The sequence below is a fragment of the Streptomyces sp. NPDC001985 genome (genome assembly GCF_040296845.1).
In the GTDB taxonomy this organism is placed as follows: Bacteria; Actinomycetota; Actinomycetes; order Streptomycetales; family Streptomycetaceae; genus Streptomyces.
Genome location: NZ_JBEOYB010000026.1, coordinates 61,624 through 74,732, shown reverse-complemented (window position 1 = coordinate 74,732; position 13,109 = coordinate 61,624). Strand labels below are relative to the sequence as shown.

The 13,109-nt window shown below is 69.6% G+C and carries 12 protein-coding genes and 1 tRNA gene; 7 read left to right on the top strand and 6 right to left on the bottom strand.

Features of this window, described 5'->3' with window-relative positions:
• The first annotated feature begins 3 nt into the window (after positions 1-3).
• From ABT122_RS14285 to ABT122_RS14260, 6 genes are read left to right on the top strand one after another with little or no spacing between them, the layout of a single operon-like run.
• A complete protein-coding gene (locus tag ABT122_RS14285; protein WP_351550470.1) occupies positions 4-771 on the top strand; it encodes a DUF881 domain-containing protein in 768 nt (255 codons plus the stop codon).
• 31 nt (positions 772-802) lie between these two features.
• Positions 803-1,624 (top strand): class E sortase, encoded by an 822-nt coding sequence (locus ABT122_RS14280; RefSeq protein ID WP_351550467.1) that lies wholly within the window; start codon positions 803-805, stop codon positions 1,622-1,624.
• 57 nt (positions 1,625-1,681) lie between these two features.
• Positions 1,682-1,897 (top strand): hypothetical protein, encoded by a 216-nt coding sequence (locus tag ABT122_RS14275; RefSeq protein ID WP_351550464.1) that lies wholly within the window; start codon positions 1,682-1,684, stop codon positions 1,895-1,897.
• A complete protein-coding gene (locus ABT122_RS14270) occupies positions 1,894-2,544 on the top strand; it encodes an aminodeoxychorismate/anthranilate synthase component II (protein ID WP_351550462.1) in 651 nt (216 codons plus the stop codon). Before ABT122_RS14275 ends, ABT122_RS14270 begins: the two co-directional genes overlap by 4 nt.
• Positions 2,451-3,584 carry a class E sortase gene (locus ABT122_RS14265; protein WP_351550533.1) on the top strand — a complete coding sequence of 378 codons (1,134 nt, stop codon included), beginning with the start codon at positions 2,451-2,453 and terminating at the stop codon, positions 3,582-3,584. The genes ABT122_RS14270 and ABT122_RS14265 overlap by 94 nt, the downstream gene beginning before the upstream one ends.
• 37 nt (positions 3,585-3,621) lie before the next feature.
• Positions 3,622-4,317 carry a class E sortase gene (locus ABT122_RS14260; protein WP_351550459.1) on the top strand — a complete coding sequence of 232 codons (696 nt, stop codon included), beginning with the start codon at positions 3,622-3,624 and terminating at the stop codon, positions 4,315-4,317.
• A gap of 82 nt (positions 4,318-4,399) precedes the next feature.
• On the opposite strand, the gene pknB is transcribed toward ABT122_RS14260, so the two are convergent.
• The 6 genes from pknB to ABT122_RS14230 all read right to left on the bottom strand — a co-directional run bounded on the left by pknB (position 4,400) and on the right by ABT122_RS14230 (position 12,527).
• The gene (gene pknB, locus ABT122_RS14255; RefSeq protein WP_351550456.1) at positions 4,400-6,448 is read right to left on the bottom strand and encodes a Stk1 family PASTA domain-containing Ser/Thr kinase; all 2,049 of its coding nucleotides are present in this window, start codon (positions 6,446-6,448) and stop codon (positions 4,400-4,402) included.
• A gap of 168 nt (positions 6,449-6,616) precedes the next feature.
• Positions 6,617-8,083 (bottom strand): peptidoglycan D,D-transpeptidase FtsI family protein, encoded by a 1,467-nt coding sequence (locus ABT122_RS14250; protein ID WP_351550453.1) that lies wholly within the window; start codon positions 8,081-8,083, stop codon positions 6,617-6,619.
• A complete protein-coding gene (locus ABT122_RS14245) occupies positions 8,080-9,489 on the bottom strand; it encodes an FtsW/RodA/SpoVE family cell cycle protein (RefSeq protein ID WP_351550451.1) in 1,410 nt (469 codons plus the stop codon). Before ABT122_RS14245 ends, ABT122_RS14250 begins: the two co-directional genes overlap by 4 nt.
• A 25-nt stretch (positions 9,490-9,514) precedes the next feature.
• Positions 9,515-11,011: a PP2C family protein-serine/threonine phosphatase gene (locus ABT122_RS14240; RefSeq protein WP_351550448.1), complete on the bottom strand. Its 1,497-nt coding sequence runs from the start codon at positions 11,009-11,011 to the stop codon at positions 9,515-9,517.
• Positions 11,012-11,143: 132 nt separating this feature from the next.
• A complete protein-coding gene (locus ABT122_RS14235) occupies positions 11,144-11,656 on the bottom strand; it encodes an FHA domain-containing protein FhaB/FipA (RefSeq protein WP_351550445.1) in 513 nt (170 codons plus the stop codon).
• A 10-nt stretch (positions 11,657-11,666) separates the two neighbouring features.
• On the bottom strand, positions 11,667-12,527 hold the full coding sequence (locus tag ABT122_RS14230) for an FHA domain-containing protein (protein ID WP_351550442.1): 861 nt from the start codon (positions 12,525-12,527) through the stop codon (positions 11,667-11,669).
• A gap of 387 nt (positions 12,528-12,914) precedes the next feature.
• Between ABT122_RS14230 and ABT122_RS14225 the strand changes: the two genes are divergently transcribed.
• Positions 12,915-12,998: transfer RNA gene (locus tag ABT122_RS14225), tRNA-Leu, on the top strand.
• The last annotated feature ends 111 nt before the right edge of the window (positions 12,999-13,109 follow it).

The following is a 13,109-nucleotide window of genomic DNA, read 5'->3' as shown; positions in this document are numbered from 1 at the left end:
ACGTTGAGTAATTCCACCAACTCCAGGCCAGGGCCGGTTGGAATCCTCAGAAGGAGAACCGGCCGGCTGCTGACCGCAGCCGTCTTCGCCCTCGCCGGGCTGATTTTCGTGACCAGTTTCAACACCGCCAAGGGCACCAATCTCCGTACGGACGACTCCCTGCTGAAGCTCTCCGACCTCATCCAGCAGCGCAGCGCCAGAAACGGTCACCTCGACGAGTCCACGGCCGCGCTCCGCGGCGAGGTGGACACCCTCGCCCACCGGGACGACGGCTCCACCAGGGCCGAGGACGAGCGGTTCGGCGCCCTGGAGAAGGCCGCAGGGACCCGGAAGGTGAGCGGCGAGGCGCTGACCGTCACCCTCGACGACGCCCCGCCGAACGCCCAGGCGGCCCCCGGCTACCCCGAGCCGCAAGCCAATGACCTGGTGATTCACCAGCAGGACCTCCAGGCCGTCGTCAACGCCCTGTGGAAGGGCGGCGCCCGGGGCATCCAGGTGATGGACCAGCGGCTGATCTCCACCAGCGCCGTGCGCTGTGTGGGCAACACCCTGATCCTCCAGGGGCGCGTCTACTCGCCCCCCTACAAGATCACCGCAGTGGGTGACCAGGACCGGCTGGAGAAGGCCCTCGACACCTCGCCGGCGCTCCAGAACTACCAGCTCTATGTGAAGGCGTACGGCCTCGGCTGGAAAGTCGACGAGCGCGGGGCGGTGACTCTTCCCGGCTACTCGGGCACAGTGGATCTCCACTACGCGAAGCCCGTGGAGTAGCCGGAGCCCGTGGGGCTGGGGGTGCCGTTCGGTGTCGTTACGGCTGGTCGTGAGAGTCCTCAGTGAGCTGTGTGTCACCGTCGGCACGCTCATCGTGCTCTTTGTGGCCTATGTCATGTTCTGGACGGGTATCAAGGCGGCGGACGCCTCGGACGGGGAGCTGGACCGGCTCCAGGAGCGGTGGTCCCGGGGTCGGGTGGAAGCCCCGGCCGCCGTGCCGCCCCCCGGCCCCGCCCCTGACTCCCCGGCACCGGGGACGACCGCCGCCCCGGCGCCGGCCCCGGCGCCCTCCGCCCCCCGGAAGCCCGCCCCCGCCCCGAAGCCCCCGGAGACCGCCCGGGAGCCGGCGCCCACGGGCGCGCCCGGCCCCGGGCCCGCGTACCGCGACGGCCGGTCCTTCGCCGTGATGTACATCCCCCGCTTCGGCCGCGACTGGGACTGGCCGGTCCTGGAGGGCACCCGCACCGCCACCCTCAAGAGGGGTCTCGGCCACTACGCCGGCACCGCCCCGCTCGGCGGAACCGGGAACTTCGCCGTCGCCGGCCACCGCCGCACCTACGGCGACCCCTTCAAGGACTTCCCCCGGCTCCGCCCCGGGGACCCGGTCGTCCTCACCGACGGCACGACCTGGTTCACCTACCGGATCGCCAGGAAGCCCTTGAAAACGGTCCCGACCGATATCGGAGTGATCAATCCCGTACCGGAGAAGTCGGGATTCAGCCGACCTGGCCGGTATCTGACCCTGACGACCTGCGAGCCGGAGTGGGGCAGCAGCCACCGGCTGATCGCCTGGGCCCGGCTCGACTCCACCCGGCCTGTGACGGACGGCCGGCCCCCGGCTTTCCACAGCTGACCCGCGCGGCCCCGCCGCCCCTTAGTCTGGAGCGGTAACGAACGGAAAGGGACGGCAATGTACGGCTGGATCTGGCGGCATCTGCCGGGCAACGCGTGGGTGCGCGCACTCCTCTCGCTCGTGCTGGTCCTCGCGGTCGTCTACGCGCTGTTCCAGTACGTCTTCCCCTGGGCGGAGCCACTCCTCCCGTTCAACGATGTCACGGTCGACGGAACGGGTGACGGCGCCGGCGCCGGTCCCGGCACCGGCGGGGACGAGGGAGCCGCCCGATGAGCGCACGCATTCTGGTCGTCGACAACTACGACAGCTTCGTCTTCAACCTGGTCCAGTACCTGTACCAGCTCGGCGCGGAGTGCGAGGTCGTACGGAACGACGAGGTCGCCCTCGCCCACGCCCAGGACGGCTTCGACGGCGTACTGCTCTCCCCCGGCCCCGGCGCCCCCGAGCAGGCCGGTGTCTGTATCGACATGGTCCGCCACTGCGCGGACACCGGGGTCCCGGTCTTCGGGGTCTGCCTCGGGATGCAGTCGATGGCGGTGGCGTACGGCGGGGTGGTCGACCGCGCCCCCGAACTGCTGCACGGCAAGACCTCCCCGGTGCTCCACCAGGGCAAGGGCGTCTTCGCCGGGCTGCCGTCGCCGTTCACCGCGACCCGCTACCACTCGCTGGCCGCCGAGCCCGCCGACCTCCCGCCCGAGCTGGAGATCACCGCGGCGACGGAGGACGGCATCATCATGGGGCTCCGCCACCGTGAGCGGGCGGTGGAGGGCGTGCAGTTCCACCCCGAGTCGGTCCTCACCGAGTACGGACATCTGATGCTCGCCAACTGGCTGGAGCAGTGCGGCGACGCCGGAGCGGTCGGACGGTCCGTGGGGCTCGCGCCGGTGGTGGGCAAGGCTGTGGCCAAGGCCCTGGTGTGACCACCGGGCGTCCGGGGGAGGATTCCCGCCCACCCGCCGGATACGGCGACGGGGGACACGGCACCACCGGATACCGCACCCCCGACCCCGGCCCGGGCCCCGGCGGGTACGGTGCCCCGGGTCCCGGCCCCGGCGCCCCCGGGGGCGTCCCGTACGTCCCACCCCCGTACGACTCGGCGCCGACCGCCCCGATGCCCCTCGTGCCCTCGGGGCCCGGCCGGGCCGAGCGGCGGCGGGCCGCCAAGGGCCGTGGCCGCAAGCGCCCCGCCCCGGCGGCCGGAAAGCGGCCCCCCGCGCCCGTGCCGCCGCCCGGCGGCCCCGGGCGACCGCTCACCCGCGTCGAGGCCCGCCGCGCCGCCAAGGCCGCCAAGGACAGCCCGGCCGTGATCGCCAGCCGGGCCATGGGCGAGCTGTTCATCACCTTCGGCGTGCTGATGCTGCTCTTCGTCACCTATCAGCTCTGGTGGACCAACATCCGCGCGGGCCAGGAGGTCGACAAGGAGCGGAACAAGATCCAGGAGGCCTGGGCCGACGGCCGCAAACCGGGCACCTTCGCCCCGGGCGAGGGATTCGCCATCATGTACATCCCCAAACTCGATGTCGTCGTCCCCGTCGCCGCGAGCATCGACAAGGAGAAGGTGCTCGACCGGGGGATGGTGGGCCACTACAGCGAGGGCAGGCTCAAGACCGCGATGCCCTCGGACCCGACGGGCAACTTCGCCGTCGCGGGCCACCGCAACACCCACGGCGAGCCCTTCCGCTACATCAACCGTCTCCAGCCGGGCGACCCGATCGTGGTCGAGACCCAGGACACGTACTACACCTACGAGATGGCGAGCATCCTGCCCCAGACCCCGCCGTCCAACGTCAAGGTGATCGGGCCGGTGCCGCCGGGCTCCGGATTCGACCGGCCCGGCCGGTACATCACCCTCACCACCTGTACGCCGGAATTCACGAGTACCTACCGGATGATCGTGTGGGGCAAGATGGTCGAGGAACGGCCACGCGGCAAGGGCAAACCGGACGCGCTCGTAGGCTGATACCGGCCATTGCTGAATCCAGACGGGAAGAGAAGCAGTGTCACGTGCGCGGAGCCGGGTCGCCGGCGTCATCAGTGTCCTCGGTGAACTGCTGATCACCGCCGGCGTGATCCTCGGCCTCTTCGTCGTCTACTCGCTCTGGTGGACCAATGTCCTCGCGGACCGCGAGTCCTCGCGGCAGAGCGACCGGATGCGCGAGAACTGGGCCGACCGGGTCGGCAGCGGCAACGGCCCGGGGGTGCTCAACACCAAGGACGGCATCGGCTTCCTCCACGTACCCGCCATGAAGAACGGCGAGGTGCTGGTGAAGAAGGGCACCGACACCAAGGAGCTGAACGACGGCATCGCCGGCTACTACACCGAACCGGTGAAGTCGGCGCTCCCCTGGGACCGCAAGGGCAACTTCACCCTCGCCGCGCACCGGGACGGCCACGGCGCCAAGTTCCACAACATCCACAAGATCAAGGACGGCGACCCGATCGTCTTCGAGACCCGGGACACCTGGTACGTCTACAAGGTCTACAAGTCGCTGCCGAAGACCTCCAAGTACAACGTGGATGTGCTCAAGCCGGTCCCGAAGGAGTCGGGGAGGACCACGGCGGGCCGGTACATCACCCTGACCACCTGCACCCCCGTCCTGACCTCCGACTACCGCTACATCGTCTGGGGCGAACTGGTGCGGGAGGTCAAGGTCGACGCGGACCGCACCAAGCCCGCCGAACTGCGCGGCTGAGCACCGTCTCCCCACAGCACAGAGCCCCGGCACCCTTCCCAGGGTGCCGGGGCTCCTCCGCGTGCCGGCCGGGGCCGGGGTCCTACCGCCGCATGCCTATGCCGCCGATGAACCCGCCGTCACCGTCGCCGTCGCCCCCGTCGCTGTCACCGCCGGAGTTGTCGCCGCCGTTCTCGCCGCCGTTGTTGCCCTCGGCCGCGCCCCCGTTGTCCCCGCCGATGTCGAGGGTGGTGACCCCCACCTGCTGGTTCGCCGCGGCCTGGGAACCGGCCACCGGGTCCTGCGCGATCACCTGGGCGGTGTCCTTGTCCGAGCCCTTGATCTCACCGATCTGGAGACCGGCCCCCGTCAGCAGGGCCTTCGCCTCGCCGAGCGTCTTGCCCTGGAGGCTCGGCACCTGGATGGTCTGCGCCGGTCCCTTGGAGACCTTCAGCGTCACCGTGGTGTTCTTGGCCGCCTTGCTGTCCCCCTCGGGGGTCTGGCCGATGACCTTGTCCTTGGGCTCCTCGGAGTCGACGTACTCCGTGTTCACCTGGAAGTCCAGGAACTGGAGCTGCGACTGCGCCTGCGCGAGCTGGTTGCCGACCACCTTGGGCACGGTCTGGAGCTGCTGGGTCGCCACCGTGATGGTGACCGTCGTGCCCTTCTCGACCATGCTGTTCTGCGCCGGGTCCTGCTTGAAGACGGTTCCGGCGTCGGCCTGGGAGGTCTCGACCTCCTTGACGTCGACCTTGAAGCCCTTGCGCCGCAGCGCGTCCTGCGCGCTGTCCTTGGACTTCTCCACCACGTCGGGCACCTCGACCTTGGGTGCGCCCTCGGAGAGCACATACGTGATGGTCTCCCCCTCCGCGATGGTGCCGTCGGCCGGCGACTGCTCGCAGATCCTGCCCTTGGGCTGGTCGCAGCGCTCCCTGCCGGACTCCTGGAGTTCGACGCCCGCGTTGGTGGCGTCCGCCTGGGCCTCCTCCACCGTCTTGCCCACCAGCACGGGCACATCCACATCGCCCTTGCCGGCGTCCGGGCCGAAGACGGCGCGGCCGATCAGCACCGCTCCGATCAGCACCAGGATGCCCGCGACCACCAGCAGCACCGTGGACGTGCTGGACTTGCGCTGACGGCGCCGGCCCCGGCCGTCGTCATAGGCGCCGAAGCCCCCATCGTCCGGGTTCATGGGCGGCAGCATCGAGGTCTGGGCGGCGGCGTGGTCGGAGTGCCGCAGCGCCGTGGTGGCCTGCTCCTCCTGCGGATAGCCGTAGCCGACCGCACCCATCGCCGCCGTCGCCGCGACCGGCTGGCCGTCGAGGCACGCCTCGATGTCGGCCCGCATCTCGTCCGCGGACTGATAGCGGTAGTCGGGGTCCTTGACCAGCGCCTTGAGGACGATGGCGTCCATCTCGGGGGTGATCTCGGCGTCGAAGTTCGACGGCGGCTGCGGCTCCTCGCGGACATGCTGATACGCCACCGCCACCGGCGAGTCGCCGATGAACGGCGGGCGCACCGTGAGCAGTTCGTAGAGCAGACATCCGGTGGAGTACAGATCGGAGCGCGCGTCGACCTGCTCGCCCTTGGCCTGTTCCGGGGAGAGGTACTGGGCGGTGCCGATGACGGCGGAGGTCTGCGTCATCGTCATCCCGGCGTCACCCATCGCACGGGCGATGCCGAAGTCCATCACCTTGACCTGGCCGGTGCGCGTCAGCATGACGTTCGCCGGCTTGATGTCACGGTGGACGATGTTGTTGCGGTGCGAGTACTCCAGCGCCTGGAGGATGCCGGTGGTCATCTCCAGCGTGCGCTCCGGGAGGAGCTTCCGGCCGGAGTGCAGCAGCTCTCTGAGCGTGGAGCCGTCGACGTACTCCATCACGATGTACGGGATGGAGACCTGGTCGACGTAGTCCTCGCCGGTGTCGTACACCGCGACGATCGCCGGATGGTTGAGCGAGGCGGCCGACTGGGCCTCACGGCGGAACCGGGCCTGGAAGGACGGGTCGCGGGCGAGATCGGCCCGCAGCGTCTTCACGGCGACGGTGCGGCCGAGCCGGGTGTCGTGGGCGAGGTAGACCTCCGCCATGCCACCGCGGCCGAGCACCGAGCCCAGTTCATACCGCCCGCCGAGGCGACGCGGCTCTTCCATAGCTGTTCCAGCCCTCTCCGTCGGTCCCCACCGCACCGACGCGAGGTCCGGCGGTGTGCTGTTCGCGACTACGCTACCGGGCACCTCCCGCCCGTTCGGTCCGTGACCGTCACCTGATACCCGACCGGTATCCCGATCTGCGGTGATGACGGACAGAGGTGACCGGGGTCACTCCCTGCTGTCGAGAACGGCCTTCATCACATCCTTGGCGACCGGGGCGGCGAGCCCGCCGCCGGTGATGTCGTCCCGGGCGGTGGCGCCCGAGTCCTCGACGATCACGGCGACGGCGACCGGGGAGCCCTCGTCGGTCTTGGCGTACGAGATGAACCAGGCGTAGGGGCGCTTGCTGTTGTTCGCGCCGTGCTGGGCGGTACCGGTCTTGCCGCCGACCTTCACACCCCCGCCGATCTGGGCGTTCCTGCCGCTGCCGCTGGTGACGACGTTCTCCATCATCTGCTGGACGAGCTGCGCGGTCTCCTGGGAGACGGGACGGCTCATCTCCTCCGGGTCGGTCTTCTCGATCACGTCGAGATCGGGTGACTCCAGCTGGTCGACCATGTACGGCTTCATCAGCTTGCCGTCATTGGCGATGGCGGCGGTGACCATGGCCATCTGGAGCGGCGTGGTCGCGGTGTTGAACTGGCCGATGGCGGAGAGGGAGTTCTCGGAGCGCTCCATGTCCTTGTCGTAGACCGACTCGGCGGCCCGCACCGGCGTCAGCAGCTCGGGGTCGTTGAAGCCGAACTTCTCCGCCGTCTCCAGCATCTTGTCCCGGCCGACATCGTCGGCGAGCTTGGCGAAGACCGAGTTGCAGGAGATCTCCAGCGCCTTCTTCAGGCTGACGTTCTCGCACCCGGAGACGAGGTTCTTCATCGGGGTGCGGGTGTTCGGCAGGATGTACGGCTCGGGGGTGTCCGTCGGCGCGTTGACGTCCTCCACCGCGCCGTGCTCCAGGGCGGCGGCGGCGGTGAGCACCTTGAAGGTCGACCCGGGCGGGTAGATCTCGCGCAGCGCCCGGTTGAGCATGGGCTTGTCCTTGTCCTTGCCCAGCGCGTTCCACGCCTTGGCGTCGGAGTCCGCGTAGCCGGCGAAGGAACCGGGGTCGTAGGACGGTGTGGAGGCCAGCGCGAGGATCTTCCCGGTCTTCGGCTCGATGGCCGCGACGGCGCCCTTCTTCTTGCCGAGCCCCTTCCAGGCGGCCTTCTGGGCGGCGCCGTTCAGCGTGGTGACGACATTGCCGCCCTTCTTCTTGTCACCCGTGAACATCGCCATGGTGCGGTCGAAGAAGAGCTGATCGGAGTTGCCGGAGAGGATGCCGTCCTCCAGCTTCTCCAGCTGGTTGGCGTCGAACGCCTGCGAGGCGTAGCCGGTGACCGGGGCCCACATGGGCCCGTCGGCGTAGGTCCGCTTGTAGACGAAGTCGGAGTCGTCGGTCTTCACGGAGCCGGTGATCCGCTTGCCGTCCACGATGATGTTGCCGCGCTCGCTGGCGTACCGGTCGATCTGGATACGGCGGTTCTTCGGGTTCTCGTTCAGCTCGTCCGCCTCGACGTACTGGAGCCAGTTGGTGCGCACCAGCAGGGCGAGGATCAGCACTCCACAGAAGATCGCGATCCGGCGCAGGGGCTTGTTCACGGTCGGACCACCTGGGTCATCTCGGCGTCGGGGGACGGAGCGGGCGCGGGTGCGGGCCTGCGGGCGGTATCGCTGATACGGATCAGAATGGCGATCAGCGCCCAGTTGGCGATCACCGATGAACCGCCCGCCGCGACGAACGGCATCGTCATACCGGTCAGCGGGATCAGACCCATCACACCGCCGGCGACCACGAAGACCTGGATCGCGAAGGCGCCGGAGAGACCGACGGCGAGCAGCTTGCCGAAGGGGTCGCGGGCGGCGAGCGCGGTGCGCACGCCCCGCTCCACGATGAGGCCGTAGACCATGAGGAAGGCCATCATTCCGGCGAGCCCCAGCTCCTCGCCGACCGTGGAGAGGATGAAGTCGGAGTTGGCGGCGAAGCCGATCAGGTCGGAGTTGCCCTGGCCGAGGCCGGTGCCCAGGGTGCCGCCGGCGCCGAAGGACATCAGCGCCTTGCCGATCTGGTCGCTCTGCGCCCAGGTCTCGTCACCGAAGGGGTTGAGCCAGAACTCCACGCGCTGCTGGACGTGCGGCTCGAAGGTGGCGACGCCGACCGCGCCGGCCGCCGACATCAGCAGACCGAAGACGATCCAGCTGGTGCGCTCGGTCGCGACGTACAGCATGATCACGAAGAGGCCGAAGAAGAGCAGCGAGGTGCCGAGGTCGGTCTCGAACACCAGGATGAGGATCGACATCGCCCAGACCACCAGAATCGGTCCGAGGTCGCGCCCGCGCGGCAGGTACAGACCCATCACCCGGCGGCTGGCGAGCGCGAGGGCGTCCCGCTTCACCATGAGGTAGCCGGAGAAGAAGATCGCGATGATGATCTTGGCGAACTCGCCGGGCTGGAGGTTGACCGGGCCCAGGCTGATCCAGATCTTCGCGCCGTTGCGGGCGGGGAAGAACATCGGGAGGATCAGCAGGACCAGCGCCACCGCCATCGAGATGTAGGTGTAGCGCTGGAGGATGCGGTGGTCCTTGAGGAGCAGCAGCACGGCCACGAAGAGCGCGATGCCGATCGCCGAGTACAGCATCTGCTTGGGCGCGTCGGGCGAGAAGGACCCCCACTGGCGCTGGGCCCGCTCGATCAGCCGCTGCGACTGGTCCAGCCGCCAGATCAGCACCAGCCCGAGGCCGTTGAGCAGCACCGCGAGCGGCAGCAGCAGCGGGTCGGCGTACTTGGCGAACTTCCGCACCACCAGGTGTGCCACGGCGGCGAGCAGGCCGAGCCCCAGTCCGTACCCGAGGACTCCGGTGGGCAGCTTGCCGTCGAGGGCGAGCCCCACATTGATGTACGCGAAGACCGGGACGGCGACCGCGAACGCGAGCATCATCAGCTCGGTGTTGCGGCGGCTCGGTGCTTCGATCGCGCCGATCGTGGTGGTGTTGGTGACAACGCGCATGGTGGAGAAGGCCCCCTACGGCTGATTACTGCTTACCGCAGTTCGAGGCCAGCTTCTGCTCGTCCTCCGAGAGGGTGGGGCCCGGAGTAGGAGAGGGAGAGGCAGCGGTCGGTTTCTTCTTGTCGTCGTTCCGGGCGGTGGGCACCCCGGTGGTGCCGCCCGCCTCGCCCTCGCCGGGCGGTGGCGCGCTCGCCCGGTCGGCGGCGTCGCGGCGCTGCTCCTCCTTCTTGCACGCGGAGGCCTGCGCGGCGAGTTCGCCGATCTTGGTGCGCGCCTTGCCGAGGCTCTTCTGGGTGATCGTGGCCTCCACCTGCTTGCGCTGGTAGGGCGGCAGATACCTCAGCTCGATCTCCGGGTGGTCCCTCTCGACCTTCGAGAGCGAGATCCACGCCAGGTCCTGGCTGATGCCCTGGTAGAGCGCGACGTTCCCGCCCTTGGTGCCGACGTAGTACTGGGTCTGCGTCCAGCGGTAGCCGCCGTACAGACCGCCGCCGACGACCGCGAGGGCGAGGACGGCGATGAGGGATCTCTTCAGCCAGACGCGCCCGGCGCGGGGCTTGACCAGGTCGTCGTCGCCGTAGGCGTCGAAGCTGTTCTCGGACGGCGGTCCGTCGTAGCCGTCGCCACCGCCGGACGGGCCGAAGCCGCCGCCCTGGGGCGGTACGGGACGGCCGAGACCGGCCGCGCGGCCGGCCGGGGTCTGCATGGCGCCGCCGTCGTTCAGCTGGAGCTGGTTCTCGGCGACCGCGCCCACGACGACAGGGGTGTCGCTGAGCTGCCCGGCCAGGGTGTCGTTGGCGTCGGGGTCCAGCACATCGGCGACGATGCAGGTGATGTTGTCCGGGCCGCCGCCGCGCAGGGCGAGCTGGATCAGGTCCTGGATGGTCTCCTGCGGGCCCTGGTAGCTCGCGAGGGTCTCCTCCATCGTCTGGTGGGAGACCACCCCGGAGAGCCCGTCGGAGCAGATCAGATAGCGGTCCCCGGCGCGGACCTCGCGGATGGAGAGATCGGGCTCGACGTGGTCGCCGCTGCCCAGCGCGCGCATCAGCAGCGAGCGCTGCGGATGCGTGGTGGCCTCCTCCTCGGTGATCCGGCCCTCGTCGACCAGCCGCTGCACCCAGGTGTGGTCCTGGGTGATCTGGGTCAGGACGCCGTCCCGCAGCAGATAGGCGCGGGAGTCGCCGACGTGGACCAGGCCGAGGCGCTGTCCGGTCCAGAGCAGGGCGGTGAGCGTGGTGCCCATGCCCTCCAGCTGGGGATCTTCCTCGACCATCAGCCGGAGCTGGTCGTTGGCCCGCTGCACGGCGGTGCCGAGCGAGGTGAGGATGTCCGAGCCCGGCACATCGTCGTCGAGCTGCACGAGGGTCGAGATGACCTCCGAGGAGGCGACCTCGCCCGCCGCCTGGCCGCCCATGCCGTCGGCGATGGCCAGCAGGCGGGGCCCGGCGTAGCCGGAGTCCTCGTTGCCCTCCCGGATCATGCCCTTGTGCGAGCCTGCGGCGAAGCGCAGAGACAGACTCATGCGCACCTCGCCCGTCGGCTCGGGGTACGGCCGGTCTCGTCGAGCCACACTGCCCACCCTCCGGTCGGGAGCCGGTCCCGGTCCGCTTCCGGGACCGCTGTGGCTCGCTCGCTCCGCTCGCTCATTGTCGTACTACTTCCGCAGCTCGATGACGGTCTTGCCGATGCGGATCGGCGCGCCCAGCGGAATCGGTGTCGGTGTGGTGAGCCGGGTCCGGTCGAGATAGGTGCCGTTGGTGGACCCGAGATCCTCGACGATCCACTGGCCGTCACGGTCCGGGTAGATCCTGGCATGCCTGCTGGACGCGTAGTCGTCGTCCAGCACGATCGTGGAGTCGTGCGCCCGGCCCAGGGTGATGGTCTGGCCCTGGAGCGCGACCGTGGTGCCGGTGAGGGTGCCCTCGGACACCACCAGCTTGGTGGGCGCCCCGCGCCGCTGGCGGCTCCCGGACTGTTGCCGCTGCGGTGGTGGCGCCGCGGGTTGGCGCGCCTGCGGGGGACGCGCGTCGGCGTTGCGGCGTGAGCCGCGCTGCGTGACGCGTGTCCCGAACAGATCGCTGCGGATGACCTGAACGGCCACGATGACGAACAGCCACAGAACGGCCAGGAAACCCAGCCGCATGACCGTCAGGGTCAGCTCTGACATTGCCCCCGCTTCACCCTTCGGCTTGCCGGTAAACGATGGTGGTGCTGCCCACGACGATCCGCGAGCCGTCGCGGAGCGTAGCGCGGGTGGTGTGCTGCCCGTCCACCACGATGCCGTTGGTGGACCCGAGATCCTGGATCGTCGAGGGCGTTCCGGTCCGGATCTCACAGTGCCGGCGCGAGACGCCGGGGTCGTCGATCCGCACATCGGCGTCGGTGCTGCGGCCCAGCACCAGCGTCGGGCGGGAGATCTGATGGCGGGTGCCGTTGATCTCGATCCAGCGCCGCGTCTGGGCGCCCGGCAGCGGCCCGGGGCCGCCCGCCGGGCCGCGGTCCGGTACGGCGGTGGGGCCGGGGCGGCCGCCGGGCGGCGGGCCGGGCGGCATCGGGGGCGCGGCGGACGGCGGATAGCCGTACCCGCCGGGTGCCGCTCCCGCCGCCGGGGCGCCCGCGTCGGGGCGCGCGCCGGCCTCGGGGCCGCCGGAGGACTGTGACGTACTCGACGCGAGGGTGCGGCTGCGCACCCGGTACAGACCGGTGTCGAGGTCGTCGGCCTTCTCCAGATGGACCTTGATCGGGCCCATGAAGGTGTAGCGCTGCTGCTTGGCGTAGTCGCGCACCAGGCCGGCCAGCTCGTCGCCGAGCTGCCCGCTGTAGGGGCTGAGGCGCTCGAAGTCCGGGGCGCTCAGCTCCACGATGAAGTCATTGGGGACGACGGTCCGCTCGCGGTTCCAGATCGTCGCGTTGTTGTCGCACTCGCGCTGGAGGGCGCCGGCGATCTCGACGGGCTGGACCTCGGACTTGAACACCTTGGCGAAGGTGCCGTTGACCAGGCCTTCGAGTCGCTGCTCGAAACGCTTCAGGACTCCCATCGGGCACCTCCTCCGTTGCTGCCGTCCTGATACTGCTTACTGATCGTATCCACGCGTCGGGAAATCGGCTGGTTCCCCTTGTCTGCCCCGTTGATGAGTGTCACCTCTCACACGGATCGTAGAGGCGGCCTCATGACAGTGTCCCGCACCCGGGGGACCCCGGTCGGGCGCGGGGGCGGACCGGGCGCGGGCCGCCGTCCCTTCCCGGCCCGTTCCCTGTTCCTTCCCTGTACGGGGCGGTGCGCTCCCCCTGTTCCCGCGTCTGTTCGCCCGCCGGGTCGGGCAAACAAACGGATGTGATTCCACCCTGTGCACCGTGCTAATCTTCTGCATGTCGCCAGGGGGAAGCACCGGTCACGGTGAGCAGCCCGGACGACAGCACCCAATGCGCGGGTGGCGGAATAGGCAGACGCGCTGGATTCAGGTTCCAGTGCCCGAAAGGGCGTGGGGGTTCAACTCCCCCCTCGCGCACAGAGAAACCGTTGAACGGGTTCTCACCAGAGACGAAAGTCCTGGTGAGGGCCCGTTTTTCGTTGATCCGCACGGTCGTGCGCCCCGGTGTCGACGGTGTACGGATGTGAC

Excerpts from the sequence above, each read along its gene's own strand:
- ABT122_RS14275 (WP_351550464.1), top strand. The coding sequence starts at position 1,682 with ATGTACGGCTGGATCTGGCGGCATCTGCCGGGCAACGCGTGGGTGCGC.
- ABT122_RS14270 (WP_351550462.1), top strand. The coding sequence starts at position 1,894 with ATGAGCGCACGCATTCTGGTCGTCGACAACTACGACAGCTTCGTCTTC.
- pknB (WP_351550456.1), bottom strand. The coding sequence starts at position 6,448 with ATGGAAGAGCCGCGTCGCCTCGGCGGGCGGTATGAACTGGGCTCGGTG.
- ABT122_RS14245 (WP_351550451.1), bottom strand. The coding sequence starts at position 9,489 with ATGCGCGTTGTCACCAACACCACCACGATCGGCGCGATCGAAGCACCG.
- ABT122_RS14240 (WP_351550448.1), bottom strand. The coding sequence starts at position 11,011 with ATGAGTCTGTCTCTGCGCTTCGCCGCAGGCTCGCACAAGGGCATGATC.
- ABT122_RS14235 (WP_351550445.1), bottom strand. The coding sequence starts at position 11,656 with ATGTCAGAGCTGACCCTGACGGTCATGCGGCTGGGTTTCCTGGCCGTT.
- ABT122_RS14230 (WP_351550442.1), bottom strand. The coding sequence starts at position 12,527 with ATGGGAGTCCTGAAGCGTTTCGAGCAGCGACTCGAAGGCCTGGTCAAC.